Here is a 25,720-nt window from a genome sequence, read left to right as displayed (position 1 = left end):
TTATGTCTGTTACGCATTTACCAAATACTCATTACACTGGCTTAGTGCTAGATCAAAAAAAACAGCTTCTTGGTGAAGGGTTTGATTGGTTAGCTAATCTACGTAAACAAGCGGCAGAGCAATTTTCTGCTAGTGGTTTTCCAACGTTTCGTGAAGAAGAGTGGCGATATACGAATATTACGCCGATAGAAAAGAATCAATTTACACTGCCCGATGTCGCTGGACAGGTCGATTCTGCATTTGTCGATAGTGTCTTGTTAGATGACTGCCATCACATCGTGTTTGTTGACGGCTTTTATCAAGCTGAGCTTTCTTCGCTTAAGGATATACCGAATGGTGTGATTGTTTCCGCTTTGAGTGATGGCCTAGTCGATAACGAAGCGCTTATTAAGTCATTATTGGATTCTGTAGTAGAAACACCAGCGTTAGGGTTCATTAATTTTAATACCGCTCTTTTTTCTGATGGTGCGTTGATTTGTATTGAGGAAAACACGGTGGTCGATAAACCGATTCAGGTAGCGTTTATCTCATCAAAACAAGGCGCATTAACACTGAGTAATACAAGAAACTTAATACTTGCTCAAGCATCATCAAAAGCACAAATCATTGAAACCTATCATGCAGTTGATGACAGCTGTTATCTTACAAACGTTGTCAGCGAAGTGGTTGTTGAGCCGAATGCAAACTTATCACACCACCGTTTACAATCTGAATCTACAAGCGCCTATCATATTGGTGGTGTTTATTCACGGCTTGAGAAAAATGCAATATTTAATCAGAACAGTTACACTTTTGGTGCAAGTATCTCGCGCACGGAGGCTCATGCAACCCTAGGAGAAGCCTCTGACTGTACTATGGATGGTTTATATGTTGGACAAGATCGTCAGCATATGGATCAACATACGCGCTTAAATCATGCACAGCCGCACGCTGTTAGTAATGAGTTCTATAAAGGAATTTTAGGCGACCATTCAACGGGTGTTTTCCAAGGGCGTATTATTGTTGCGCAAGATGCTCAAAAAACTGATGCAGCAATGAATAACAGAAATTTATTGTTATCCGATCGTGCCGAAGTTGACACCAAGCCACAATTGGAAATTTATGCTGATGACGTTAAATGTGCTCATGGTGTAACGGTTGGTCAGCTTGATGATGCAGCTGTTTTCTATTTGCAGTCTAGGGGCGTTGACAACCAAACTGCAAAAAATATGTTGACCTTCGCGTTTGCCAACGAAATGATTGAGCGAGTTAGTTTTGAACCATTAAGAATGGCCTTGTTAGCAAACTTGCTTAAACGCTTCCCACAGGCCGGTATGAAAAAAGAGTGGTTATGAATCAATCAGTAGAAAATTTAGCCGCGTATGATGTTGATAAAATCCGTCAGGACTTTCCTGTCTTAGATCAGCAAGTTCGGGGTAAACCATTGGTATACCTTGATAATGCAGCGACAAGCCAAAAACCTAAGCAGGTGATAGACAGTATCGTTAACTATTATGAAAACGATAATGCTAATATCCATCGAGGTGTTCATACATTAAGTGAACGGGCTACTTTATCGTATGAGAATGCGCGTAAAACTGTTCAACAGTTTTTGAATGCAGCATCAGAAAAAGAAATTGTTTTCACCCGTGGGGCGACAGAAGCTATTAACTTAGTCGCCAATGGCTTAGCAGAAACAATTAAACAAGGCGATGAAATATTGATCACCGCGATGGAGCACCATTCCAATATTGTTCCTTGGCAGATGTTATGCAAAAAAACAGGGGCTAGCTTAAAGGTGGCACCAATTAATGAGCATGGTGAGCTGATGCTGGAAGAGTTTGAAGCATTGATAAGCAACAAAACTAAGTTTGCGGCTATATCGCACATGTCCAATGCGTTGGGAACAATTAACCCAATTAAGCAACTAATCGACCAGCTTCATCAGCATGATGTTCCTGTTCTTGTGGATGGCGCTCAAGCAATTCCTCATATTTCAGTTGATGTGCAGGCGCTTGATTGTGAATTTTATGTGTTTTCTGGGCATAAATTGTACGCACCAACCGGTATTGGTGCTCTGTATGGAAAAATGGAGCAACTTGAACAAATGGCGCCTTATCAAGGTGGTGGTGACATGATCAGTGTTGTTACATTTGATAAGACGGTCTATAACAAAGTACCGTATAAGTTTGAAGCGGGAACACCAAACATTGCTGGAACGATTGGTTTAGGCGCAGCAATAGACTATGTAAACAGCATTGGGGTTGATGAGATAGCAGCGCATGAAAATGCATTATTAAACTATGCTGTAGTACAAGCTAAACGTATTGATAAATTAAGAGTTATTGGTACGGCTAAAGAAAAAGGAGCGATTATGTCGTTCGTTTTAGACGGTATCCACCCGCATGATATTGGTACGATGATGGATCATCAAGGTATTGCAGTTAGAGCAGGGCATCATTGTGCAATGCCTGTGATGGATTTTTTTGGAGTGCCTGCCACTGCGAGAGCTTCATTTGCAATGTATAATACGCATCAAGAAGTCGATGCTTTGATGGCTGGAATTGAAAACTTAATAGAGATGTTTGGCTAATGTTGGATGATTTAAGAGATCTATATCAAGAAGTTATTTTTGATCATAATAGAAACCCAAGAAATTTCCGCGCGATGGACGATGCAGATCGTCAAATAGACGGCTTTAATCCATTATGTGGAGACCGATTAACGCTTTTTATAAAATTTTCAGACGGTAAAATTAGTGATGCTAGCTTTCAGGGTCAAGGTTGCGCAATTTCAACAGCCTCCGCATCATTGATGACAGATATCGTTAAAGGGCAAACCGAAGAAGAAGCTCAACACCTATTTTCATTGTTCCATAAAATGGCAACGGGTGAGCATGTTGAAATGGACGAGCTTGGAAAACTAGCCGTATTAGCAGGTGTCTGTGAATATCCTGCACGTGTTAAATGTGCAACATTACCATGGCATACGTTAGATGCTTTGTTACAAGGGTCAGAAGAACCGGTAACAACCGAATAACCACCTTTAGTAACTTTTAGCCATGCGTGAGCTTAACCCAATCATTAATAAGATTAGTGACCTAAAAGAGCGTACTTTATCGCTTAGGGGGTACCTTTGACTTCGAAACAAAAGACGAGCGTTTAACCGAGGTTTTACGCGAATTAGAAGACCCTGACGTATGGAATGATCCTGATCGAGCACAAACATTGGGTAAGGAACGTGGCCAACTAGAACTTGTTGTCAATACTATTAATGAATTAACTAGCGCGTTAGCAGATGCAAGTGATCTGTTGGAAATGGCTGTTGACGAAGATGATGATGAGACAGTCGCGACAATAGAAGAAGACTTATTATCTTTTGAAAAAAAAGTAGCGGCACTTGAATTTCAACGCATGTTTGCAGGTGAGATGGATGCAAATAATGCTTTCTTAGATATTCAAGCAGGCTCAGGTGGCACAGAGGCCCAAGATTGGGCTGAAATGATTTTGCGTATGTACCTGCGGTGGGCGGAGCAACATGATTTTAAGACAGATATCATCGAGATTTCAGCTGGTGATGTGGCCGGTATTAAAAGTGCAACAGTGTCTATTCAAGGAGATTATGTATTCGGTTGGTTAAAGACTGAAATTGGTGTGCATCGATTAGTGCGGAAATCACCATTTGATTCAGGTAACCGTCGTCATACATCTTTTGCTGCTGTTTTTGTATCACCAGAAATTGATGATGATATTGATATTGATATCAATCCAGCTGATTTGAGAATTGATGTGTATAGGGCCAGTGGGGCAGGTGGGCAGCATGTTAACAAAACAGAGTCTGCTGTACGCATTACACATGAACCGACCAATACGGTTGTTCAATGTCAAAATGATCGATCGCAGCATAAAAATAAAGCCACAGCAATGAAGCAATTAAAAGCTAAGCTGTATGAGCTAGAAATGCAAAAGAAAATGGCTGATCAACAAGAGCAAGAAGAAAGCAAATCAGATATTGGCTGGGGAAGCCAGATTAGGTCTTATGTATTAGACCAATCAAGAATTAAAGATTTACGTACAGGTGTCGAAACTGGCAATACACAAGCAGTCCTCGATGGGTCGTTAGACCAATTTATTGAAGCCAGTCTAAAAAGTGGAATTTAAGTGATGAGTGAACAAAAGAACAATAACCCAGAGCACGATGAGAATAAATTAATTGCGGTTCGTCGTGAAAAACTCGCTGAGATAAAAAAATCAGGCAATGCTTACCCTAATGATTTTAAGCGCCAACACTATGCTGAAAGCTTACAAGCCGACTATGATCAATTTGATAAAGAAACATTAGAAACTAAAGCAGTTAACGTTTCTTTAGCTGGCCGCTTAATGGGTAAACGCGTTATGGGTAAAGCGAGCTTTGCTCACATACAAGATATGACTGGGCGTATGCAACTATTCGTTCAACGAGACAGCCTGCCTGAAGGGCATTATCAAACATTTAAAAGTTGGGATATCGGTGACATTCTAGCGGTTGAAGGCGTTTTATTTAAAACCAAAACGGGTGAGTTATCAGTTCGCGTTGCATCAATTAGATTGCTAACAAAGTCTTTACAGCCCTTACCTGAAAAATTTCATGGGCTCACAGATCAAGAACAACGTTATCGCCAGCGGTATGTTGACTTGATTATGAACGAAGAGTCACGAAAGGTATTTCAAACACGTAGTAAAGTGGTTAGTTATATTCGTCAATACCTCGTTGATCATAACTTTATGGAAGTTGAAACCCCAATGATGCATGTCATTCCAGGTGGTGCAACGGCTAAACCATTTGCAACGCATCACAATGCCTTGGATATGGAGTTGTTTTTACGTATTGCCCCTGAATTGTATCTAAAACGCTTAGTCGTTGGTGGTTTTGAACGAGTTTTTGAGATTAATCGTAGCTTTAGAAATGAGGGACTTTCAACACGTCATAATCCTGAGTTTACAATGCTTGAGTTTTATCAGGCGTTCTCAGATTACAAAGATATGATGGATTTAACTGAAGATATGCTTCGTTCACTGACAGAACGTGTTCTTGGAACCAATATCGTTCATTATCAAGGTGAGGATTATGACTTAGGTAAGCCTTTTAGGCGTATGTCGGTTATTGAGTCTATTTTGCATTATAACAACGATATAACTCGGGAAAACTTGGCAACAAAAGAAGCTGCATTAGAAGTGACTAAACGCTTAAAAATTCCAGTTGAAGACAGTTATGGACTAGGGAAAATTCAAATTGAGATATTTGAAAAAACGGTTGAAGAGAAGCTTCATGAACCAACGTTTATTACTGAGTACCCAACAGAAGTGTCACCGCTTGCCCGTAGAAGCGACAAAGACCCGTTTGTAACCGATCGGTTCGAGTTTTTTGTTGGCGGGCGTGAAGTAGCTAATGGCTTTTCAGAGCTTAATGATTCAGAAGACCAAGCTGAACGTTTTAAACAGCAAGTAGAAGATAAGGAAGCAGGTGATGATGAGGCTATGCATTACGACGCAGATTACATTCGTGCACTAGAAGTGGGTATGCCCCCAACCGCAGGTGAAGGAATTGGTATAGACCGTTTGGTTATGTTTTTAACTGATTCGGCTTCAATCAGGGATGTAATTTTATTCCCTCATATGAAATTAGAAAACTAACCGTTTTACTCGATTTCTAAGGTGTATTTCTTAGGCATGGATTGGTGCTAGGCCCATTGCCCAAAGACTAACTGTCGCAACTAAAATTCCAACGATGGTTACTAAACCGATAGTAAGGACAGCACTGGCAAATAGAAAACCTCTTTCTTGATTAATGCCCATTACAATGGGAATGCCGGTGTATAAAAGATAAACGGCATAAGCAATGGCGATAAGCCCCATAATAAAAATAAGCCAAGGGATGGGTGCGCTGGCAAAAATACCACTCAGGAAGAAAGGTGAAAGTATCGTAATGCTTAATAACATACAGGTCGATAGATCTTTACTTGCCCCATATGTTGCTGCCATCCAATGGATTGCTTTACCTATAATCGCGGTGCCAATTATGCAAGCCAAATAGAAAGCGACGGCAAGTGGAATGGTGCTTTGATAAGTGAATCTAAAATTTCTGTCGCCAATATCCCAGCCAATTACTGCAGCACCAATAAAAGCAGATACTGCAGGGATTGCTGTCAATAAAAGGATATATTTATAAAAGCACTCAGCAATACTGATTTTTCTATCACGGATCTTAATCCATTCTTTATCTGATCGTATGAATTTACCGGTAAGGTGTTTAAGTATCATTTGAATTCCTTTTTAAATTATTGGCTGATATCTCAGTAATAAGTATGAACTAATCTAAGTCTCTATCTCTAAATATTAATACTTTCTTGATCTAGATCATTATTAATTTAATTGTTGTGCAATGAATATTTATGAAGCTAATGCAGTACCGGGTAACACCTTTGTTATAATCTTGCTTTTTTACAATATTCATTTCAATGCATTTACTTGATTTCCTTAAACCATGGGAGTTTTCACCTGTCTTAATGGTGTCATTCTTATTGCTCTTTTGGTTATATACGCGTGGTTTTATGGCGATTAAGAGGGTGGATAGAACGGCTAAAACGTATTGGCAGGCAGTCAGTTTTTATATTGGTTTGTTCTCAATATATATTGTTTCTCATACCTACATTGATTACCTGTCTCAGTATATGTTTTGGGTGCATCGTTTCCAGCATTTAGTTTTGCATCATTTAGCACCCATGTTAATGGTTCTGGGTGCTGTGGAAATTGTGCGTAAAGGCTTGCCGAATTACTGGCCGTGCTGGTCGTCTGTGCCAACACTTATTAGGTGGCCTTGTGAGCGTCTATACCACCTTATTCAACACCCTGTGTTAGCCCCTATTTTGTTTGTTGGTTTAATTTATTTGTGGCTAATACCCGACATTCACTTTATAGCGATGCTCAGTAAGAAGTTGTATTATGTAATGAACTGGTCGATGCTTCTTGATGGCTTTTTATTTTGGTGGTTGGTATTAGGCCCCGAATGGCGTGGGGAAGGGAAGGGGTTTAAAACGCGTATCATCATGATGTTCGTCGTTGTTGTTCCTCAACAATTATTAGGGGCTTATTTAACCTTTAGTACCGATGTTATTTATGATGTATATGATGTGTGTGGCCGTGCATGGCCCATTAGCCCTATAGCTGATCAAATTTATGGTGGTATTATTACGTGGATTCCAGCTAGCATGATGAGTGTTTTAGGGCTTGTTTTAGTATTACGTCGCCGTTTGAATTATCAAAAAAATGAAAATTATGAAAAAAATTAAGTCCATTGCCGCTATAGCTATCCTTATCACATTATCAGCATGTGCTGAAGACGAGCCGACACGTTTAACTAATGTCAGTGGTTTAATACCAGACCTTAGTTTTGAACTTATTGATGAAGATAATAAGGTGGTGACAGCAAGTGATTACCATGGTTACACAGTAGCGTTATTTTTTGGTTTTACCAATTGTCCAGGAATCTGTCCAACGACCATGCACCAACTATCACAGGTGTTAGCCGACGTTGACCCTGAGGGCTCTTCGATGAAAGTTTTATTTGTCTCGGTTGACCCTAAGCGCGACACGGTAGAAAAACTTAAAAAATATACGGATATTTTTGGCCCAGCGTTTATTGGGCTTCGTGGCGATGAATCAGCGGTTAAAGAAATGACAAAAAAATACCGTGTGACGTTTGGTTATGGTGACTCTGATGCCCAAGGCAATTACGAGGTTTCGCACAGTGGAGCGGTTTTTGTTTTTGATTCAAAGGGTGAGGCAAAGTTATTAGCAACTCAGTCATCAACGACAGAAGACATGATTTATGATGTGAAAAAACTCGTTAATTTATAAATTAACGAGTTTTTTAGTCACGATGCTCTGGCTGATTTTGATCGTCTGGTATCAGGGTTGATAAAAAGCAGCTTGTAAATATAGCCTCTTATCGTTACGCACTACATTATTGCAAACTTTATTCCCCTAAGCCGTAAGTTGGTTTATGTAGAGTTAGCTCACTTTTATCATCTAACTGCAGTGCTTCATCATTAATAAACGATGTTTTAAGGACGACTAGTCCGGTGTTGGTTTCACCACCTATATTAAGTGAATTTAATATAGTCCCAACACTGTTAGGGTCGTCAGGACAATGGATGCTTTCACCTGCGGCGCGATCTTTTTCTGTGTGAAATTGAACCAACCGCCTTTTAACGGTGCCTTTATAATGCATTCTAGCGACAACTTCCTGCCCCGTATAACAGCCTTTTTGAAAATTAATTCCATTCAAAAGGTCCATATTTAACATTTGTGGGATAAATAACTCGCTTGTCTCTGTTGTTATTTCTGGAATGCATTCATTAATCAATAGTAGCTGCCAATCTGTCTCGTTGCTCTGTAATGCTATTGATGGGTCTGTCTTAGCAGTCGTGTATTGTTGGGTTGCAACGATTAATAAGGAAAGCTCGCTATCAGATTGATATTTAATGCTTTTTAAAGGCGCTAATAAGCTGCTCATTGCTGGAGGGAGAGGCTGGTTTATGCCAAATACTTTGTAGTCATTTGATGCGTCAGTAATCTCAACCTTTGATCGAAATACAAACATTTTCATACGTTTGATAATAATTGAGGCCATATCACTAGATAAAACCATGTAATAGGTTTCGTCGTGTTTTATTAGGTGAAATAATGTAATTACTCTGCCTTTTGGGTTACATACGGCTCCAAAAACAGCGTCAGAGTTTTTTAAAGCCAATACGTCACAAGTTGTTTGGCCTTGTAAAAAATGAGCTGCATCCTCTCCTGAAAAAGCAATAATTTTCTTACTACTTGAAAGGTCATATAGGGTAGTTGTATTCATATGCTTAGACTTACAATTCATGAGAGACATATTGTAACGTTAAAAAATTATGTTGCGGCACAAAAACCGTCAGTATATCCTTGAATATAAATGACTGATGTTTTAATCTAACGAGCTTCTGAATTGAGGTGTTTTAATGCGCAAAGAACTGGAACCAGCAGAGCAATTAAAAAAAAATAATGCTGAAAAAGACAATAAGCCTACACCGGAATTAACAAAAGAAATCAATGGTCGTTCTGGTCCAGAACCAACTCGCTACGGGGATTGGGAAAAGAACGGAAGATGCATTGATTTTTAATATATTTTTTACATCATCAAGAGGGTTTACATGAGTAGTAATAACAGACCACTATCACCGCACCTAGATGTTTACAGGTTGCCATTATCAGCATTGCTTTCAATCGTTCATCGCGGTACAGGGGCTTTTTTAACGCTTGGGACTCTTGTTCTAGTTTGGTGGTTAATGGCGTTAGCCGGCGGTGAAGAATCGTTTATCTCTGCACAACAGTTTATGGGGAGTTTTATAGGGCGATTGGTTTTGTTTGGTTGGACATTTGCTTTGTTTTTTCATTTATCAAACGGCATTAGGCACTTGGTTTGGGATGCTGGTTATTGTTTTGAAAAAGCTGACGTTGAAAAAACGTCTTATATTGTCTTAGGGTTATCTGCTTTCTTAACAATTGTTGTTTGGATTGTTGCCTTTTCATCTGGAGCGGGAGCATAACATGAGTTTAAGATCACCACTTGGCCAGGCTAAAGGCCTAGGTTCAGCAAAAGACGGTTTACACCACTGGTGGGCTCAACGTGTAACGGCCGTTGCCCTTATTCCATTAACAATTTGGTTTGCGTTTAAAGTGGCTGTACTCAGCATGGCTGATTACACAACCGTTGTAGACTGTATTGGCACGCCTTGGTCTGCTGCTTTGATTGTTAGTTTAGTTGTTGCTGCTTTCTATCATGCCGCATTGGGTATGCAAGTTATTTACGAGGACTATATTGGTGCTAAGGCTGTACGAATTGCCGCCATTATGGGGACTAACTTATTATTATTTTTATTGGCCGCTGCAAGCATTATTGCTGTGGTACGCATTGCTGTGGGAGGCTAGAGCTGTATGAGTATTGAAGATTATAAAATAACCGAACACAAGTACGATGTTGTGGTGGTCGGTGCTGGCGGTGCTGGTTTACGTGCAACCTTTGGGATGGCGCAAAAAGGCTTAAAAACAGCGTGTATTACTAAAGTTTTTCCTACGCGTAGTCATACTGTTGCTGCGCAAGGTGGTATTAGTGCAGCGTTAGGTAATATGGGTAAAGATGATTGGCGCTGGCATATGTATGACACCGTCAAAGGGTCTGATTGGTTGGGTGACCAAGATGCTATTGAGTATATGTGTCGTGAAGCGATTCCTGCAATTGTTGAGCTTGAACATTATGGTGTGCCATTTTCTCGTACAGAAGAAGGCAAAATCTATCAGCGTCCTTTCGGTGGGATGACCACTAATTATGGTGAAGGGACTGCACAACGTACTTGTGCAGCGGCTGACCGAACAGGTCATGCAATCCTTCATACGCTATATCAACAATCTTTAAAACATGATGCAGAGTTCTTCATTGAGTACTTTGCGCTTGATTTAATTATGGATGACGACGGTGTATGTCGTGGTGTATTAGCACTTAAAATGGACGACGGTACGCTTCATCTGTTCCGTTCACACATGGCTGTCATGGCAACCGGTGGGTACGGGCGTTCATACTTCTCTTGCACCTCTGCGCACACCTGCACTGGTGATGGTAATGCTATGGCGTTAAGAGCTGGCTTGCCTCTACAAGATATGGAATTTGTTCAATTCCATCCCACAGGTATATACGGCTCAGGTTGTTTGATTACTGAAGGTGTGCGTGGTGAAGGTGGCTATTTAACTAATTCTAAGGGTGAGCGCTTTATGGAGCGTTATGCGCCGAACGCTAAAGATTTAGCCTCTCGCGATGTAGTGAGTCGCTCCATGACGATTGAAATTAATGAAGGGCGTGGCGTTGGTCCAGATGGGGATCATATTAACCTTCATCTGGAACACTTAGGTCCTGAAGTTATTGAAGAACGTTTACCGGGTATTGCCGAAAGTGCAAAAATATTTGCAGGTGTAGATGTCAGCAAGGAACCTATTCCTGTTCTACCAACCGTGCATTACAACATGGGTGGTATTCCAACCAATTATAAAGGTGAAGTTGTTACTCTTGATGGCGATAACCCAGATAAAGTTGTAGAAGGGTTGATGGCTATTGGTGAGGCTGCTTGTGTGTCTGTTCATGGTGCGAATAGATTAGGGTCAAACTCACTATTAGATTTAGTAGTGTTTGGTCGTTCTGCAGCTATTAGAGCCGCTGAAGTGGTTAAACCTGGTACGGATCATCCAGACTTGGCAAAAACTGCCTGCGATAAAGCATTAACTCGCCTAGATAAGTTTAGAAATGCAAATGGTTCTAAAAGAACCTCAGAAGTTCGCCTAGATATGCAAAGAACCATGCAAAAGCATGCGGCTGTGTTTCGAACAGGTGAGTCTATGCAAGAAGGTGTTGAAAAACTTAGAGAAGTTCAAGAATCATTTAAAGACGTGTCGATCTCTGATCGTTCACTAATTTGGAACACTGATTTAATAGAAACACTGGAACTTGATAACTTATTGTCTCAAGCAGCGGTAACGATTGAAGGTGCTTTAAATAGAGAAGAAAGCCGTGGTGGTCACGCACGTGAGGATTTCCCAGATCGTGATGATGATAAATGGCATAAGCATTCAATTATGTGGTTTGACGATCAAAATAAGGTCAGTATTAAGTTCCGCCCTGTACATATGTATACATTGTCGGATGATGTGGATGTTGTTCCGCCTAAAAAGCGTGTCTACTAAGATTTAACGAGGATAAATAAATGGCTGAATTTACACTTCCAAAAAACTCTGTAGTACAAGAGGGTAAAACTTACCCTGCACCTGAAGGTGCTACCAATATTCAAGCAGTTGAAATTTATCGTTGGGACCCAGATAGCGGTGAAAACCCACGCGTTGATAAATACTTTCTTGACCTAGATACTTGTGGCCCAATGGTATTGGATGCCATTATCAAAATTAAAGATGAGGTTGATTCAACATTAACTTTTCGCCGTTCTTGCCGTGAAGGAATTTGTGGCTCTTGTTCGATGAATATTAATGGTAGAAATACCTTAGCCTGTACCAAAGATATTGGTGATATTGATGGGCCTATTAAGATTTACCCATTACCGCATATGCCCGTTGTAAAAGACATTGTGCCTGACCTAACGCACTTCTATGCTCAATACGCCTCTATCAAACCTTGGATTCAATCAACAACACCACCTCCACCTGATAAAGAGCGCCTACAGTCAAAAGAAGACCGCGCACAACTTGATGGTTTATATGAATGTATTCTTTGTGCATGCTGTTCAACATCATGCCCAAGTTACTGGTGGAATGGTGATCGCTACCTAGGTCCAGCTATCTTGCTGCAAGCTTATCGTTGGTTAGCTGATTCGCGTGATGAAAATGCAGGTGAGCGTTTGGACGAACTTGAAGATCCTTTCAAATTGTATCGTTGCCATACCATTATGAATTGCACTGAAACCTGTCCGAAAGGTTTGAACCCAGCAAAAGCCATCGCTGAGATTAAAAAACTATTAGTTGAACGAAAGATTGCTTAATGTCTGATAAATCAAAGCTCCTTTGGCGCTGCCGACGTGGCGTGAAGGAGCTTGATGTTCTTTTTACTCGTTTTGTAGATACTTCTTATGATGCGCTCTCAGCAGCTGAAAAAGAGGCTTTTAATAAACTACTAGAAATTGAAGACCCTGAAATATTAGGTTTCATGCTCTATGGTGATATTCCAAAGGATCAAAACGTAGCCCGTATCGTTGAAAAAATTTGTACCGACCTTTGAAATAAATATACAACCATCGAATAGAATTAGGTGGTTTGCTTATAGCGTCTTTATATTCGCACTGATGGCTTGTTGGTTAAATGCCTTGGCTTTTCCAGCCCAAGTTATGTTGAGCGTATTTGTCATATTGATGATTTCCCATACCGTTCACATTGGTGCTTTAAATGTTGCTCAAGTCAAAAAAATACGCTGTAAGGAAAATGCTGATTGGCTGATAGAGAGAAATCATGTTAAACCTCATGTGTATCGTCTTAAAGAAACCACAAGACTCTTAGGTCCGCTTATTTTTCTACATTTCCAGTCAGACACCAAGACCTTATATTTGGCATTAAGCAGTGACTCTATGACTAACGAGGAGAATAGAAAACTGCGTGTTGCGTTAAGGGTATATAAAAACCAGCTGCTAAACCCTAAGGTTTAAGGATTGTATCTTTTTTAAAGTGCTTATCATCTAGGTTAGGATAATCTCGTGTGTAATGTAAGCCACGGCTTTCCTTACGTAGAAGCGCACTATCGATAATAAGTTCTGCGGCGGTAACGAGATTCCTTAATTCGAGAAAGTCACTGGTTACATGAAATTTACCGTAATACTCTTGTATCTCTCGTTTTAATAGCTCAATACGATTTTTAGCTCGCTGTAACCGTTTGGTTGTTCGAACAATACCCACGTAATCCCACATGAACTGGCGCAATTCAGCCCAGTTATGTGAAACGACAATGGCTTCATCTGAATTAATGACTTTTGAATCGTCCCAGGCTGGAATGTTGGGCTGTTTTTTGGTGTTTTTTAAGAAACGAGTGATATCAACACTGGCCTGTTTGGCGAAAACTAAACATTCAAGAATAGAGTTGCTGGCCATTCTATTAGCACCATGTAACCCAGTGAAAGCAGTCTCTCCAATAGCATATAAACCGGTAATGTCGGTTAGTCCGTTTTTGTCAGTCATTACGCCGCCACAAGTGTAATGCGCCGCAGGAACAACGGGTAACGGTTCTTTGGTCATATCAAAACCGAAATCAAGGCACCTCTCGTGGAGCATGGGGAAGTGTGATTTTGTAAACTTAGCGGTACGATGGCTAATGTCTAAGAACAAGGAAGAAACCCCTAAACGCTTCATTTCATGATCAATCGCACGGGCAACAATATCACGAGGGGCGAGTTCTGCACGTTTGTCAAAATTTGGCATAAAACGTGTGCCGTCTGGCAATAATAAAAGTCCACCTTCTCCTCTAACCGCTTCGCTGATTAAAAAAGACTTGGCTTCTGGGTGAAATAAACAAGTCGGATGAAACTGCATAAATTCCATGTTAGCGACTTTACAACCAGCGCGCCATGCCATAGCAATGCCGTCGCCAGTTGAAACATCGGGGTTACTGGTATACAAATAAACCTTGCTGGCTCCGCCTGTTGCAAGCGTAATGCAAGGTGCTTTCATGCTAAATACGATATCTTTTTTAGCGTCCAGCACATAACAACCGATGACTCTTTTTTTACCGCTTAGTGTGTCTGTTTCTGTGACTAAATCAATAACATTATGGTGTTCAAAAATCTTAATATTCGGCTTATTAAGCACTTGTTCGTTTAGTGCAAGTTGCACCGCTTTACCCGTTGAATCATCTGCGTGAACAACACGCCTATAGGAATGACCACCTTCTTTAGTAAGGTGCAATTGACTGTTTGATTGCGTGCTCTTATGAGTGGAAAACGCGACATTATTCTTCATGAGCCAATCAATACTGCTTTTACCGTTTGATACAACTAATTCAACAACATCGTTATGGCATAAGCCAGCACCAGCACGCATGGTATCTAGGCGGTGAGACTGTAATGAGTCAGCGCTGTCTAAAACGGCTGAGATGCCACCTTGGGCATAATAAGTACTGCCTTCAGACATATTTAGTTTTGAAAGAATAGCAACTTGAAGGTGGTCAGGTAATGAAAGGGCAAGTCCTAGACCAGCGGCACCGCTACCTATAATGATAACGTCATAAGAAAGTGAATGATCAGGCATATTAATTTATTTGATTAGACTTACTCTTAAGGGTCATAATGGAAAAACTTTGTTACTTTACACGGAATAATTAATAAATTGCTTTTTTCTTCTAAACAATTGAACTCCTTCTTAATACGACTGTCTTTAGGGCAAGCGTTAGAGTTATCTGTACAAGTTTATGTGAGCAGGTATGTCTGACCAAGATGATCAGCAATTAATCGCTCTTGTTAAAGAGGGTGATAAGAAGGCGTTTGATAGATTAGTTATTAAATATCAGCAGCGTATTATTCAATTGGTGAGCAGGTATATTAGTGATGCAAGTGAGGCTCAGGATGTGGCGCAAGAAGCATTTATTAAAACGTATAAAGCTTTGCCGAATTTTAGGGGAGATAGTGCTTTTTATACATGGTTATATCGTATTGCCGTTAACACAGCTAAAAATCACCTTGTTTCTAGAGCACGAAAATCTTCTGATCATACGGTGGATGTCAATGATGCAGAAAATTTTGAAGGCGCATTTCAACTTAAAGAAGGCGACACGCCTGAACACCTGTTACTTAGTGAAGAGATTAGAAGCACTATTCAACAGGCCATTAACGACCTGCCAGACGAATTGAGAAATGCGATCAGCTACCGAGAACTAGATGGAATGAGTTATGAAGAAATTGCACAAAAGATGAAGTGTCCGGTTGGTACAGTTAGGTCACGCATATTTAGGGCTCGTGAAGCCGTGGATAAAATACTAAAACCATTGCTCTAATTAGGTTATTGATTAGGAAAAAAAATGAATGACACGCATAAACAACAACTCTCATCGCTGCTTGATAATGAATTAAGTAATTATGAGATGAAAGAGTTATTAGCCGAAATACAAAGTGATCACGAGCTGAATCAAACCTTAGATCGTTATGCGCTTATTAGAGAAGTATTAAGTGAAAAACCAGATGTTCATCAACAATCATTTTTAAAGCAAGTTCAGGCGGCAATTGTTGCGGAGCCAACAGTTTTAGCCCCCCAACGTAATAAATCAGACAGTAAAACATATATAACGGCAGCCATAGCGGCCTCAGTGGCCATTTTCGCAGTCATTGTTTTTAATATAAATAATGTGCCCTCCGTGTCCCCACAACAACAATCTATTGCATCACTTGACCCTCAAAAGGAAGAACATTTAGCCCTAGAAGAGCCCGTTGATGATGAGTTAATAGTTAATGAAAATACATTACGTCCTCAGTTAGTTACCTTTGGACGGTAATTGATTAACTCTCCGGTTTATCAGGATAACGTGGTGAATAATTTGTTGTTTAATAACAGGTTTCAGTATTTTCTAGTAAAAGCACTTAAAACTAATATAACCAAGTGGAAATAGATGTGATTGAAGAAATAGCCGTCGTACAATCGGTAGACCATTCATGGGTTAGTGTTGAAACCACCCAAAGCTCTTCATGCCAAAGTTGCAAAGAAGCGTCTTCTTGCTCGACTTCAACGTTATCAAAATTTTTTGGGTCCAAAAAAATTCAACTTAAAATGCAATCAACGTTACCACTAAAAGAGGGTGATGAAGTTGTTATTGGTATTAGCGAAAAAGTGTTTTTGGGACTAACCGGTTTAATATATTTTGTACCCTTATGTGCGCTATTTCTCTTTGCAATAGTTGGCCAATACCTAACCGAACAATTCAATTTAAATAATGAATTATTGACTATCGTTCTAGCACTTATTGGTTTTGCTGGTTGTTATCAATTTATTAAAAAATTAATTGAGAGTTTTTTTGAAGTACAGAAAATTAACCCGGTAATCTTGAAAAAAATTTAATGCTCCCCATTTATTTTGAATCGTTATAAAAAGGAAAACTTATGTATACACGTTTGAGCCGAAGTATTATTTTTATAGTTATGTTATCGGGGTTGTTTACGAATGCTGTAGCTAATGGTTTGCCTGACTTCACGGACCTAGTAGAGAAAAATAATAAAGCCGTTGTAAATATCAGCACAACGCAAAAAGCGCAACAGCACAGTGTCTTGCCTGAAGGTTTCGAGTTTCCAGAAAACCAGCCTTATAGTGATTTGTTAAAACATTTTTTTGGTGGCCAAGGGCAAAGGCCACGCCAACGCGAGTCTCGTTCATTAGGGTCAGGGTTTATTATTTCAAATGATGGGTTTTTGTTAACCAATCACCATGTTGTTAAGAATGCAGATGAGATTTTCGTTAGGCTTCAGGACCGTAGAGAGCTTAAAGCCGAATTGATTGGTAGTGATGAGCGTACCGACGTTGCGTTACTAAAAGTAGATGCTAAAGACCTCCCTGTTGTGAAATTAGGTTCATCTAAATCACTTAAAGTAGGGGAGTGGGTATTTGCGATAGGCTCACCCTTTGGTTTTGATAGCTCAGTGACGGCGGGAATTGTTAGTGCTAAGGGTCGAAGTTTACCTAAAGAGAATTACGTGCCTTTTATTCAAACGGATGTTGCGATTAACCCCGGCAATTCTGGTGGCCCCTTATTTAATCTAGAGGGCGAAGTGGTTGGTATCAACTCACAAATTTATAGTCGCTCTGGTGGCTTTATGGGCTTATCATTTGCAATTCCGATTGATGTTGCGCTAAATGTAAGTAACCAATTGAAGGAATCTGGTCATGTTATTCGCGGCTGGCTAGGTGTTCGTATTCAGGATGTCACTCGTGAACTAGCAGAATCCTTTGAGATGGATAAACCTCAAGGTGCCTTAGTGGCTCAAATTGTTCCTGATAGCCCAGCAGAAAAAGCAGGTATTCAAGTCGGCGACGTTATCATAAGTTTTAACGGTGAAAGTATAAGTCGCTCATCCTCTTTACCTCCTTTAGTAGGTGCCGCTAATATCAAAAATAAGGCACGAGTAACCGTTATTCGCAATAAGAAAACTAAAGTGCTTACGGTCACGCTAGAAAATTTACCAGAAGATGAACAAGCATCAGCTACCGATGTAACTGAGTCAAAGGGTAATAGTATTCTTGGCATGTCTATAAAAAACTTAACAAAACAGATGCGTGATGAGCTAGGAATTAAGCAATACGGTGTTCTTGTTGCCTCTGTTGATAATGGGAATGCATCAAATGCGGGTATTCGTGCCGGTGATATTATTATGCAACTTGATGGCCAGTCAGTTAAAAATACCCAGCACATGAAAAAGTTGGCTTCTAAAATAAAAGAAGGAAAGTTTATTTCTGTGTTAATAAATCGACAAGGGAACCCAATTTTCCTCGCATTGAAAAAATAATAGGTACAATACACGCTATAAAATTAAACGCCTCTTTTGAGGCGTTTTTAACTATGTGAATCGGATGATTTATATACGATTTAGCCTACATTTACGGTCTATGACCCCGATTGACGAGTAAAAACGTGCCTGATATTAGCTTAACAAGAAATTTTTCTATCATTGCCCATATTGATCATGGGAAATCTACTCTTGCAGATCGCTTAATCCATATATGTGGTGGTTTGAGTGAACGTGAAATGGAGGAGCAAGTCCTTGATTCAATGGATATTGAACGTGAACGTGGTATTACCATTAAAGCGCAAAGTGTTACCTTGCATTACAAAGCAAACGATGGAATAACCTATCGATTGAATTTTATTGATACACCTGGCCATGTAGACTTTTCATATGAAGTTTCACGTTCTTTAGCAGCCTGTGAAGGAGCTTTATTGGTGGTTGATGCCGCGCAAGGAGTTGAGGCGCAAAGTGTAGCGAACTGTTATACCGCTATTGATTTAGGGCTAGAAGTTCTACCGGTACTAAACAAGATAGATTTACCCTCTGCAGAGCCTGAGCGTGTTGCAGAAGAAGTAGAAGAAATTATAGGTATTGAAGCAATTGATGCGCCTCAAATTAGTGCTAAAACTGGATTGGGTGTTGAATTGGTTTTAGAAGATATTGTAAAGAATGTGCCTGCGCCTAAGGGGGATCCTGATGCCCCTTTACAAGCGTTAATTATTGATTCTTGGTTTGATAATTACCTGGGGGTTGTCTCTTTGATTCGTGTTGTTAATGGCACGATAAAAAAGAAACAGAAAATCAAAATGATGTCTTCAAATAATATTCATCTAGTCGATCAAGTTGGTGTTTTTACGCCCAAAAGGGAGGTGCTTGATGCGCTGTACCCTGGAGATGTGGGGTTTATGGTTGCTGGCATTAAAGATATTTATGGGGCTCCAGTTGGTGACACGATCACCTTTTCGAGCCAGCCTGCGGAAAACTCATTGCCGGGTTTTAAAAAGGTTCAAGCACGTGTGTTTGCCGGCTTGTTCCCTTCAAGTTCTAATGATTATGAGAACCTTCGAGAAGCATTAAATAAATTAAAGCTTAATGATGCCTCTTTAAATTATGAACCAGAAACGTCTGATGCACTGGGTTTTGGGTTTCGCTGTGGTTTCTTAGGTATGCTGCATATGGAAATCATTCAAGAACGCCTTGAACGTGAATATGACTTGGACCTAATAACCACCGCACCAACGGTTGTTTATGAAGTGCTATTACATAACGGCGATATTATTGAGGTAGATAACCCAGCAAAGCTGCCTGATATTTCAACAATTGCTGAAATTCGTGAGCCGATAATTGAAGCCCATATACTGGTTCCTCAAGAGTATTTAGGGAATGTGATTACGTTATGTATTGATAAACGTGGCGTACAAACAAAAATGCAATACATGGGTAAACAAGTGTCATTAAGCTATGAGATGCCTATGAGTGAAGTGGTATTAGACTTTTTTGATCGTTTAAAATCTGTCAGTCGCGGATATGCATCGTTTGAATATGAGTTTAGACGTTTTCAAGCTGAGCCCTTAGTAAAATTGGATGTGCTTATTAATGGCGACAGGGTCGATGCCTTATCCCTAATTGTACATCGAGATATTAGCCAAGGGCGTGGCCGCGAGTTGGTTGAAAAAATGAAAGACCTTATTCCAAGGCAGATGTTTGAAATTGCCATTCAAGCCGCTATTGGTGCGAAAATTATTGCACGCTCCTCAGTCAAAGCACTTAGAAAAAATGTGACGGCTAAATGCTATGGTGGTGATGTTTCTCGTAAACGTAAACTATTAGAAAAGCAAAAAGCCGGGAAAAAACGTATGAAACAAGTTGGTAATGTTGATATTCCACAAGATGCCTTTCTTGCGGTGCTTAAACTAGGAAGTGACTAATGCATTTTGACTTTTCTGCCGCACTAACGCTCGCCACCTTTATAACTGGGTTTATTGCCGCTATTTATTGGCTTATAAAACGGTTGAAAAAAAGCCAAACCGCCCGTAAAGAGCCACTGATTGTTGAGTATTCAAAATCATTTTTCCCAGTGCTTTTATTCGTTTTGGTTTTGCGCTCGTTTATTGTAGAGCCATTTAGAATCCCATCCAGCTCGATGATGCCAACATTACTAATAGGTGACTTTATTTTGGTTAACAAGTTTTCCTACGGCATACGGTTGCCTGTTGTTGATACAAAAATAATTGATATCGGAAAGCCAGAACGAGGTGACATTATGGTTTTTCGTTACCCCCAAAACCCCTCATTAGATTACATTAAACGCGTGATTGCCTTACCTGGTGATAAAGTCGGCTATTTCGATAAACATATTTTTATTAATGGTGAGAAAATAATACAAAAACCCTTAGGTCTGTACAAAGGTGTTGGCCAAGGGGAGAATATGACAGGTGCCTTGTTGCAGCATGAGCAACTACAAGCAAAAGAACACGAGATACTTATTATGCAACAACGTCCGTCAGTTGAAGGTGAAATAATAGTGCCTGATGGACATTACTTCATGATGGGAGATAACCGTGATAACAGTAATGATAGTCGATACTGGGGTACGGTCCCTGAAGAAAATATAGTCGGTAAAGCGTTTATGATTTGGATGAACTGGGATGCTGATAATAAAGGTGTCGATTGGTCAAGATTAGGTTCAATAATACAGTAGGGTTAATTATAAAAAGGAAACATGGTATGAATTCATCAAAGCAAAAAGGGTTTACTCTTGTCGGGTTAATTTTAGTTTTCGGCTTAATAGGCATTATTACATTAAGTGTTTTGAAGGTATTCCCTGTTTATATGGAACACCTTGCCGTTAAAAAGGCAATGGAAGCGATCGAGATGGACCAAGACTTAAGTAAAATGAGTGTTGGACAGATAAGGGGCTTGTTTCAGAAAAAACTCGATATGAATCAGGTTAACAGTATTAACGCCAAAAACGCCAAAATCAACCGTTCTCTTAGCGACATTACGATGAAAGTTGACTATGAGGTTCGTAAAGACTATATCGGCAATGTTGATTTAATCCTCTCATTTAGTGATGAGTTTGAAGTACCTATTTAAAGTAAATTAGATGATATGTTGAGCTTTGATGCTAGCAGGCTGCAAAAAAAAATAAATACAATATTTGATGATCATGCTTTACTCGAACAGGCATTAACGCATCGAAGTATTAGTAAAAATAATAATGAGCGTTTAGAGTTTTTAGGCGATGCTATTTTAGGGTTTATTATTGCCGATGCAATCTATGAGAAATTTCCTGCGGCTGATGAAGGCGTGATGAGTCGGCTTCGTGCGCATTTGGTTAATGGAGAATCGTTAGCAAATATTGCTAAAATGCTGCAGTTAAGCGATGAATTGGTACTGGGGCCGGGCGAGATGAAAAGTGGTGGTAAACACCGAGCTTCGATTCTTTCTGATGCTGTTGAAGCATTAATAGGTGCCATGTATAAAGATAAAGGGCTCAACGAAACGAGATCTTGGGTGTTGACGATATTCAAAACACAATTAGATTCATTAAGTTTAGATACCGCTTCAAAAGATCCAAAAACTCAATTACAAGAATATCTACAAGCGCGTGGTATAGCGGTGCCTCGCTATAGTGTAATCTCAACCACAGGACTGGATCATAATCAGCAATTTAAAGTTGAGTGCCAGGTTGACGGTGTGGAAGAAGTGGTATGCGCAACAGCTAGCTCTCGGAAAAAAGCCGAGCAAAAGGCTGCATCAAAAATTTTAGAGGGTTTATTATCATGACAAAAAAATCATTCAAAAGTGGTTTTGTTGCCCTTATAGGTGCACCAAATGCCGGTAAATCAACCCTTTTAAATAATATATTAGGGCAAAAGATCAGCATTACTTCTAGACGACCACAAACGACGCGTCATCGGATATTAGGCATTAAAACAACAGAAGCATCGCAAGTTGTGTATGTTGATACGCCAGGTATGCACTTAGGTGGTAAAAGGGCGTTAAATAAATACTTAAACAAAACCGCAGACACCAGCCTAATGGGGGTTGATGTGATTGTTTGGGTTAAAGATGATATGCAATGGGATGCTATTGATATCTCTATTCTTGAGAAGTTAAAAAATGAAGGAGCACCTGTCGTTTTAGCGATTAATAAAATTGATAAGGTTGCTGACAAAGAAAGCTTATTGCCATTTATTCAGAAAATTAGCCTCGAACACGATTTTCAGTCGATTATCCCTATTTCTGCTTTAACAGGTAAACAATTAGGTGAGTTTGAACAGCTGCTTCTAACGTTACTTCCTGAGGGTGAGTTGATGTTTCCGGAAGATCAGGTGACCGATAGCTCTGAACGATTTATGGCAACAGAAATTATTCGAGAAAAGCTTATACGTCGTCTAGGGCAAGAAATTCCTCATTCATTAAGTATTAGTATCGATCAATACAAAGTGGAAGAAAAAATAACCCGTATTCATGCTGTTATTTGGGTGGAAAGGGATGGGCAAAAGAATATAGTCATAGGCGATAAAGGCGTAGGGCTTAAAGAGGTTGGTAAGCAGGCTCGTCTGGATATTGAGAAAATGCTCGAATCAAAGGTTTATTTGAATTTATGGGTAAAGGTTAAGAAAAACTGGTCGGACAATGAACGAGAATTGATCAGTTTAGGGTATCGGGGTATCGAATAACTGACTATATAAGGAACAGCGTTAATTCGTTTACACAAATGCGATGAATAGAGTTGAGCATCAGACGGGCTTTATTTTAAAAAGTCAGGGGTTTAAGGAAAACAGTTCAATTCATCAAGTGTTTACGCGCGATTATGGTGTTTTGTCGATTCTTTCCAAAGGCTCAAAAAAAAATAATTCTAAATACGGTTCTTTGTTGCAAGCCTTTCGAGCATTATCGCTGTCTTGGATTGGTAAGAGTGATCTTAAAACGCTTATCTCTACCGAGGACCCTGAAAATATACCTCAATTGAAAGGAGCTGCTTTGTATTGTGGCTTTTATGTTAATGAATTAATTCTATGTTTACTTCATAAACACGATGCGCACCCTTATTTATTTGATGCATATAGAGACGTTATTGTTTTGTTGTCAAAGGGCCTATCGCTGGAAGTACACCTGAGAGAGTTTGAAAAAAAGTTATTTGACGCAATCGGCTATGGGCTCATGCTGGAATATGACAGTGAATATCAACGACCGATAGACCCTAGTAAATATTACATCTATCATCCAGGGCAGGGGCCTCGGTTGACTAATAATGAAAATCATCCTGATGCCGTTCTTGGTAGTACTCTAATTAACCTTAACAATAATAACCTACAAGGCAAAACAGAGCTAAAGCAAGCAAAACGTCTTATGCGACGGTTAATCGATAACCAGTTGGATGGTAAAATACTTAAAAGTCGCGATTTGTTCGCTTAATTTTCTACTTTATAACTATGCATAAAAATTCTCTCTTTTTAGGTGTTAATATTGACCACGTTGCCACATTAAGAAATGCACGAGGCACAGACTACCCGTCCCCACTTGATGCCGCCTTTATCGCTGAGCGAGCTGGCGCCGATGGCATCACTATTCATTTACGAGAGGATCGCCGCCATATTAGAGATCAAGATGTATACGACATCGCGTCCAATATACACACGCGATTAAATTTAGAGCTGGCTATTACCGATGAGATGATTGATATTGCTTGTAGAACAAAGCCAGCGTCTTGTTGTTTGGTGCCTGAAAAACGTGAAGAATTAACCACGGAGGGTGGCTTAGATGTTTCTGGGAACTTTGAGCGATTAAGACAAGCTTGTTTATCACTATCATCAGCTGGCATTTTGATCTCCCCTTTTATCGACCCAGATAAAGAACAAATAGACGCTGTAAAAGAAGCGGGTGCCTCGATGCTTGAATTGCATACCGGTTGCTACGCAGATGCAAAATCATTATCCGAGCAAGAAGCAGAATATAACAGAATTGTAACGGCTGCTAATTATGCCGATAGTTTGGGTTTGCAAGTTAATGCGGGCCATGGTTTGCATTATCATAATGTAGAACCCATTGCTAAAATTCCAGAAATTGTAGAGCTTAATATTGGTCACTCAATTATTTCAAGGGCGCTAATAACGGGACTTGAGTTAGCCGTACGTGATATGAAAACATTGATGCATAACGCACGTTTTAACTAGGCTGTATTAAATGATGAAATTTGCTGTTGGGGTTGAGTATGATGGAAGTTGCTACCATGGTTGGCAACGGCAAAAAAACACTCCTCAGACGGTTCAAGAGAAACTAGAGTCTGCCTTGTCTGTGCTAGCATCGAGTCCTGTATCTGTTGTTTGTGCAGGGCGGACCGATGCTGGCGTGCATGCTTTAGAGCAAGTTGTACACTTTGAAACCAGTAAGCAACGAGAATTACATCAATGGGTATTTGGTACAAATGCTAATTTACCCGACGATATTCGTGTTGTGTGGATTAAACCGGTTACGGAAGATTTTCATGCTCGTTTTTCAGCGGCTGCGCGTTACTACCGGTACGAGATTTTAAATCGTTGGGTAAAATCTGCCTTAAGTCGACATCATGTCACCACTATTTTTAACCCCTTAGATGAAAACTTAATGCAGAAAGGGGCTAATTATTTATTGGGTACTCATGATTTTACTTCATTTCGTGCACAAGCTTGCCAAGCAAAATCTCCGGTTAAACATATTCATTCGATTGTTATTAAACGTATCGATGATAAAATCATCATCGATATCATCGCCAATGCTTTTTTACATCATATGGTGCGAAATATAGTTGGCACCTTATTACCTGTTGGGACAGGGGAGCGACCTCCCGAATTCGTACATCACGCACTGAAGGCTAAAGATCGTCGACAGGCAGGCGTAACTGCTTTGCCTAATGGTTTGTATTTTAAAGGCGTGTACTACCCTGAAGCGTTCGGTTTAGATAATCTTGAGGCGTTTTCGCCTTTTAGTGATGCCATTGAAAAAAAACAGAGCTAAGTAAAAAAATGCCATTTAGAACACGTGTGAAAATTTGTGGAATTACTCGGCCTGATGATGCCTATGCAGCGATAGAAAATGGTGCAGATGCGTTAGGTTTTGTCTTTTATGATAAAAGTCCAAGAAGTATAGAAATACAAAAAGCTGAAATTATATTTTCTAATATATCGCCATTTATCAATAAGGTAGCGCTTTTTGTTAATCCAGATTATGATTATGTTAATCACGTCTTAAGTAAACTTCCGGTTGACCTTCTTCAATTTCATGGTGATGAAGATGAAGTATTCTGCTCATCTTTTAACAAGCCCTATTTAAAAGCGATTAGAATGCGTAACAGCATAAATTTAGATGAGGTAGCTGATACTTATCACTCAGCATCTGGGTTATTGCTTGACGCTTTTGACAGCAGCCAATACGGTGGTACTGGACAAACATTCGATTGGGATCTAATACCAAAAAAATGTAAATTACCTATCGTATTAGCCGGTGGGCTTAATCCGAGTAATGTCTCTAAAGCCATACAGAATACTAACGTATTTGCCGTAGATGTTAGTAGTGGGGTTGAAAAAAGCAAAGGGGTCAAAGACCACCAATTAATAAAACAATTTATGCAAGAGGTTAAACGTGCCAACGAGTGACAAAAAA

30 protein-coding genes are annotated in these 25,720 nt (G+C 39.8%); 27 read left to right on the top strand and 3 right to left on the bottom strand.

Annotated features, from left to right (window positions below; translation table 11 throughout):
• Positions 1-2: 2 nt before the first annotated feature.
• From sufD to lysS, 5 genes are all read left to right on the top strand, one after another.
• The gene (gene sufD, locus CYCME_RS07495; RefSeq protein ID WP_020932676.1) at positions 3-1,334 is read left to right on the top strand and encodes a Fe-S cluster assembly protein SufD; all 1,332 of its coding nucleotides are present in this window, start codon (positions 3-5) and stop codon (positions 1,332-1,334) included.
• Positions 1,331-2,572, top strand: coding sequence for an aminotransferase class V-fold PLP-dependent enzyme (locus CYCME_RS07490; RefSeq protein WP_020932675.1), 1,242 nt, complete (start codon positions 1,331-1,333; stop codon positions 2,570-2,572). Before sufD ends, CYCME_RS07490 begins: the two co-directional genes overlap by 4 nt.
• The gene (sufU, locus tag CYCME_RS07485; protein ID WP_015005864.1) at positions 2,572-3,018 is read left to right on the top strand and encodes a Fe-S cluster assembly sulfur transfer protein SufU; all 447 of its coding nucleotides are present in this window, start codon (positions 2,572-2,574) and stop codon (positions 3,016-3,018) included. The genes CYCME_RS07490 and sufU overlap by 1 nt, the downstream gene beginning before the upstream one ends.
• A gap of 22 nt (positions 3,019-3,040) precedes the next feature.
• Positions 3,041-4,139, top strand: a protein-coding gene (prfB, locus tag CYCME_RS07480) for a peptide chain release factor 2 (RefSeq protein ID WP_096910748.1) whose coding sequence is annotated in 2 segments (ribosomal slippage) — positions 3,041-3,115 and positions 3,117-4,139 — 1,098 coding nt in all. Because the reading frame shifts where the segments join, the coding sequence is not laid out codon by codon here.
• Between the two features lie 3 nt (positions 4,140-4,142).
• Positions 4,143-5,651, top strand: coding sequence for a lysine--tRNA ligase (gene lysS, locus CYCME_RS07475; protein ID WP_015005866.1), 1,509 nt, complete (start codon positions 4,143-4,145; stop codon positions 5,649-5,651).
• Positions 5,652-5,681: 30 nt separating this feature from the next.
• Here lysS and CYCME_RS07470 read toward each other — a convergent pair whose 3' ends face one another.
• Positions 5,682-6,278 carry a Yip1 family protein gene (locus CYCME_RS07470; RefSeq protein WP_016390741.1) on the bottom strand — a complete coding sequence of 199 codons (597 nt, stop codon included), beginning with the start codon at positions 6,276-6,278 and terminating at the stop codon, positions 5,682-5,684.
• Positions 6,279-6,475: 197 nt separating this feature from the next.
• Here CYCME_RS07470 and CYCME_RS07465 point away from each other — a divergent pair, with 197 nt between their 5' ends.
• A complete protein-coding gene (locus tag CYCME_RS07465) occupies positions 6,476-7,306 on the top strand; it encodes a cytochrome c oxidase assembly protein (RefSeq protein ID WP_015005868.1) in 831 nt (276 codons plus the stop codon).
• Positions 7,293-7,874 (top strand): SCO family protein, encoded by a 582-nt coding sequence (locus tag CYCME_RS07460; RefSeq protein ID WP_020932674.1) that lies wholly within the window; start codon positions 7,293-7,295, stop codon positions 7,872-7,874. The genes CYCME_RS07465 and CYCME_RS07460 overlap by 14 nt, the downstream gene beginning before the upstream one ends.
• A 118-nt stretch (positions 7,875-7,992) precedes the next feature.
• Here the strand turns inward: CYCME_RS07460 and CYCME_RS07455 are convergent, their stop codons facing one another.
• Entirely contained in the window at positions 7,993-8,874 is an 882-nt protein-coding gene (locus CYCME_RS07455; protein WP_041932934.1) for a YgfZ/GcvT domain-containing protein, read from the bottom strand.
• Positions 8,875-9,010: 136 nt separating this feature from the next.
• Between CYCME_RS07455 and CYCME_RS12955 the strand changes: the two genes are divergently transcribed.
• Genes CYCME_RS12955 through CYCME_RS07425 form a run of 7 tightly spaced genes read left to right on the top strand, consistent with a single transcriptional unit; the run spans position 9,011 to position 13,243 of the window.
• Complete coding sequence (locus tag CYCME_RS12955) at positions 9,011-9,172, top strand: DUF1674 domain-containing protein (protein WP_015005871.1); 162 nt, start codon at positions 9,011-9,013, stop codon at positions 9,170-9,172.
• Between the two features lie 30 nt (positions 9,173-9,202).
• Positions 9,203-9,598, top strand: a complete 396-nt coding sequence (gene sdhC, locus CYCME_RS07450; RefSeq protein ID WP_020932672.1) for a succinate dehydrogenase, cytochrome b556 subunit — start codon at positions 9,203-9,205, stop codon at positions 9,596-9,598.
• Position 9,599: 1 nt separating this feature from the next.
• Positions 9,600-9,980: a succinate dehydrogenase, hydrophobic membrane anchor protein gene (gene sdhD, locus CYCME_RS07445; protein WP_015005873.1), complete on the top strand. Its 381-nt coding sequence runs from the start codon at positions 9,600-9,602 to the stop codon at positions 9,978-9,980.
• Between the two features lie 6 nt (positions 9,981-9,986).
• Positions 9,987-11,780 (top strand): succinate dehydrogenase flavoprotein subunit, encoded by a 1,794-nt coding sequence (gene sdhA / locus CYCME_RS07440; protein ID WP_015005874.1) that lies wholly within the window; start codon positions 9,987-9,989, stop codon positions 11,778-11,780.
• Between the two features lie 20 nt (positions 11,781-11,800).
• Positions 11,801-12,586 carry a succinate dehydrogenase iron-sulfur subunit gene (locus tag CYCME_RS07435; protein WP_015005875.1) on the top strand — a complete coding sequence of 262 codons (786 nt, stop codon included), beginning with the start codon at positions 11,801-11,803 and terminating at the stop codon, positions 12,584-12,586.
• Entirely contained in the window at positions 12,586-12,822 is a 237-nt protein-coding gene (locus CYCME_RS07430) for a succinate dehydrogenase assembly factor 2 (protein WP_015005876.1), read from the top strand. The genes CYCME_RS07435 and CYCME_RS07430 overlap by 1 nt, the downstream gene beginning before the upstream one ends.
• Positions 12,797-13,243: a protein YgfX gene (locus CYCME_RS07425; RefSeq protein ID WP_223253176.1), complete on the top strand. Its 447-nt coding sequence runs from the start codon at positions 12,797-12,799 to the stop codon at positions 13,241-13,243. The genes CYCME_RS07430 and CYCME_RS07425 overlap by 26 nt, the downstream gene beginning before the upstream one ends.
• Here CYCME_RS07425 and nadB read toward each other — a convergent pair.
• On the bottom strand, positions 13,233-14,834 hold the full coding sequence (nadB, locus tag CYCME_RS07420) for an L-aspartate oxidase (RefSeq protein ID WP_020932671.1): 1,602 nt from the start codon (positions 14,832-14,834) through the stop codon (positions 13,233-13,235). The genes CYCME_RS07425 and nadB overlap by 11 nt on opposite strands.
• Positions 14,835-15,006: 172 nt before the next feature.
• On the opposite strand from nadB, the gene rpoE reads away from it, so the two are divergent.
• The 13 genes from rpoE (at position 15,007) to CYCME_RS07355 (ending at position 25,713) form a co-directional block, all read left to right on the top strand.
• The gene (gene rpoE / locus CYCME_RS07415; RefSeq protein ID WP_015005879.1) at positions 15,007-15,576 is read left to right on the top strand and encodes an RNA polymerase sigma factor RpoE; all 570 of its coding nucleotides are present in this window, start codon (positions 15,007-15,009) and stop codon (positions 15,574-15,576) included.
• 24 nt (positions 15,577-15,600) lie between these two features.
• Complete coding sequence (locus CYCME_RS07410; protein WP_020932670.1) at positions 15,601-16,071, top strand: sigma-E factor negative regulatory protein; 471 nt, start codon at positions 15,601-15,603, stop codon at positions 16,069-16,071.
• 116 nt (positions 16,072-16,187) lie between these two features.
• A complete protein-coding gene (locus tag CYCME_RS07405; protein WP_020162128.1) occupies positions 16,188-16,631 on the top strand; it encodes a SoxR reducing system RseC family protein in 444 nt (147 codons plus the stop codon).
• A 41-nt stretch (positions 16,632-16,672) separates the two neighbouring features.
• Positions 16,673-18,070: a DegQ family serine endoprotease gene (locus CYCME_RS07400; protein ID WP_020932668.1), complete on the top strand. Its 1,398-nt coding sequence runs from the start codon at positions 16,673-16,675 to the stop codon at positions 18,068-18,070.
• Positions 18,071-18,204: 134 nt separating this feature from the next.
• Entirely contained in the window at positions 18,205-19,998 is a 1,794-nt protein-coding gene (gene lepA / locus CYCME_RS07395) for a translation elongation factor 4 (protein WP_096910812.1), read from the top strand.
• The gene (gene lepB, locus CYCME_RS07390; RefSeq protein WP_015005884.1) at positions 19,998-20,771 is read left to right on the top strand and encodes a signal peptidase I; all 774 of its coding nucleotides are present in this window, start codon (positions 19,998-20,000) and stop codon (positions 20,769-20,771) included. The genes lepA and lepB overlap by 1 nt, the downstream gene beginning before the upstream one ends.
• Before the next feature lie 26 nt (positions 20,772-20,797).
• Positions 20,798-21,166 carry a DUF4845 domain-containing protein gene (locus tag CYCME_RS07385; protein ID WP_015005885.1) on the top strand — a complete coding sequence of 123 codons (369 nt, stop codon included), beginning with the start codon at positions 20,798-20,800 and terminating at the stop codon, positions 21,164-21,166.
• 15 nt (positions 21,167-21,181) lie between these two features.
• Positions 21,182-21,859, top strand: coding sequence for a ribonuclease III (gene rnc, locus CYCME_RS07380; protein WP_020932667.1), 678 nt, complete (start codon positions 21,182-21,184; stop codon positions 21,857-21,859).
• Positions 21,856-22,758 carry a GTPase Era gene (era, locus tag CYCME_RS07375; RefSeq protein ID WP_020932666.1) on the top strand — a complete coding sequence of 301 codons (903 nt, stop codon included), beginning with the start codon at positions 21,856-21,858 and terminating at the stop codon, positions 22,756-22,758. The genes rnc and era overlap by 4 nt, the downstream gene beginning before the upstream one ends.
• A gap of 43 nt (positions 22,759-22,801) precedes the next feature.
• Entirely contained in the window at positions 22,802-23,497 is a 696-nt protein-coding gene (gene recO / locus CYCME_RS07370; protein ID WP_020932665.1) for a DNA repair protein RecO, read from the top strand.
• Between the two features lie 17 nt (positions 23,498-23,514).
• Positions 23,515-24,255 (top strand): pyridoxine 5'-phosphate synthase, encoded by a 741-nt coding sequence (pdxJ, locus tag CYCME_RS07365; RefSeq protein ID WP_020932664.1) that lies wholly within the window; start codon positions 23,515-23,517, stop codon positions 24,253-24,255.
• 10 nt (positions 24,256-24,265) lie between these two features.
• Positions 24,266-25,075 carry a tRNA pseudouridine(38-40) synthase TruA gene (truA, locus tag CYCME_RS07360; RefSeq protein WP_015005890.1) on the top strand — a complete coding sequence of 270 codons (810 nt, stop codon included), beginning with the start codon at positions 24,266-24,268 and terminating at the stop codon, positions 25,073-25,075.
• Between the two features lie 8 nt (positions 25,076-25,083).
• Entirely contained in the window at positions 25,084-25,713 is a 630-nt protein-coding gene (locus tag CYCME_RS07355; RefSeq protein WP_020932662.1) for a phosphoribosylanthranilate isomerase, read from the top strand.
• Positions 25,714-25,720 lie beyond the last annotated feature (7 nt).

This window comes from Cycloclasticus zancles 78-ME (assembly GCF_000442595.1).
In the GTDB taxonomy this organism is placed as follows: domain Bacteria; phylum Pseudomonadota; class Gammaproteobacteria; order Methylococcales; family Cycloclasticaceae; genus Cycloclasticus; species Cycloclasticus pugetii.
This window is presented reverse-complemented; position numbering and strand designations above follow the sequence as displayed.

Excerpts from the sequence above, each read along its gene's own strand:
- sufD (WP_020932676.1), top strand. The coding sequence starts at position 3 with ATGTCTGTTACGCATTTACCAAATACTCATTACACTGGCTTAGTGCTA.
- CYCME_RS07490 (WP_020932675.1), top strand. The coding sequence starts at position 1,331 with ATGAATCAATCAGTAGAAAATTTAGCCGCGTATGATGTTGATAAAATC.
- sufU (WP_015005864.1), top strand. The coding sequence starts at position 2,572 with ATGTTGGATGATTTAAGAGATCTATATCAAGAAGTTATTTTTGATCAT.
- lysS (WP_015005866.1), top strand. The coding sequence starts at position 4,143 with ATGAGTGAACAAAAGAACAATAACCCAGAGCACGATGAGAATAAATTA.
- CYCME_RS07470 (WP_016390741.1), bottom strand. The coding sequence starts at position 6,278 with ATGATACTTAAACACCTTACCGGTAAATTCATACGATCAGATAAAGAA.
- CYCME_RS07465 (WP_015005868.1), top strand. The coding sequence starts at position 6,476 with ATGCATTTACTTGATTTCCTTAAACCATGGGAGTTTTCACCTGTCTTA.
- CYCME_RS07460 (WP_020932674.1), top strand. The coding sequence starts at position 7,293 with ATGAAAAAAATTAAGTCCATTGCCGCTATAGCTATCCTTATCACATTA.
- CYCME_RS07455 (WP_041932934.1), bottom strand. The coding sequence starts at position 8,874 with ATGAATACAACTACCCTATATGACCTTTCAAGTAGTAAGAAAATTATT.
- CYCME_RS12955 (WP_015005871.1), top strand. The coding sequence starts at position 9,011 with ATGCGCAAAGAACTGGAACCAGCAGAGCAATTAAAAAAAAATAATGCT.
- sdhC (WP_020932672.1), top strand. The coding sequence starts at position 9,203 with ATGAGTAGTAATAACAGACCACTATCACCGCACCTAGATGTTTACAGG.
- sdhD (WP_015005873.1), top strand. The coding sequence starts at position 9,600 with ATGAGTTTAAGATCACCACTTGGCCAGGCTAAAGGCCTAGGTTCAGCA.
- sdhA (WP_015005874.1), top strand. The coding sequence starts at position 9,987 with ATGAGTATTGAAGATTATAAAATAACCGAACACAAGTACGATGTTGTG.
- CYCME_RS07435 (WP_015005875.1), top strand. The coding sequence starts at position 11,801 with ATGGCTGAATTTACACTTCCAAAAAACTCTGTAGTACAAGAGGGTAAA.
- CYCME_RS07430 (WP_015005876.1), top strand. The coding sequence starts at position 12,586 with ATGTCTGATAAATCAAAGCTCCTTTGGCGCTGCCGACGTGGCGTGAAG.
- nadB (WP_020932671.1), bottom strand. The coding sequence starts at position 14,834 with ATGCCTGATCATTCACTTTCTTATGACGTTATCATTATAGGTAGCGGT.
- rpoE (WP_015005879.1), top strand. The coding sequence starts at position 15,007 with ATGTCTGACCAAGATGATCAGCAATTAATCGCTCTTGTTAAAGAGGGT.
- CYCME_RS07410 (WP_020932670.1), top strand. The coding sequence starts at position 15,601 with ATGAATGACACGCATAAACAACAACTCTCATCGCTGCTTGATAATGAA.
- CYCME_RS07400 (WP_020932668.1), top strand. The coding sequence starts at position 16,673 with ATGTATACACGTTTGAGCCGAAGTATTATTTTTATAGTTATGTTATCG.
- lepB (WP_015005884.1), top strand. The coding sequence starts at position 19,998 with ATGCATTTTGACTTTTCTGCCGCACTAACGCTCGCCACCTTTATAACT.
- CYCME_RS07385 (WP_015005885.1), top strand. The coding sequence starts at position 20,798 with ATGAATTCATCAAAGCAAAAAGGGTTTACTCTTGTCGGGTTAATTTTA.
- rnc (WP_020932667.1), top strand. The coding sequence starts at position 21,182 with ATGTTGAGCTTTGATGCTAGCAGGCTGCAAAAAAAAATAAATACAATA.
- era (WP_020932666.1), top strand. The coding sequence starts at position 21,856 with ATGACAAAAAAATCATTCAAAAGTGGTTTTGTTGCCCTTATAGGTGCA.
- recO (WP_020932665.1), top strand. The coding sequence starts at position 22,802 with ATGAATAGAGTTGAGCATCAGACGGGCTTTATTTTAAAAAGTCAGGGG.
- pdxJ (WP_020932664.1), top strand. The coding sequence starts at position 23,515 with ATGCATAAAAATTCTCTCTTTTTAGGTGTTAATATTGACCACGTTGCC.
- truA (WP_015005890.1), top strand. The coding sequence starts at position 24,266 with ATGATGAAATTTGCTGTTGGGGTTGAGTATGATGGAAGTTGCTACCAT.
- CYCME_RS07355 (WP_020932662.1), top strand. The coding sequence starts at position 25,084 with ATGCCATTTAGAACACGTGTGAAAATTTGTGGAATTACTCGGCCTGAT.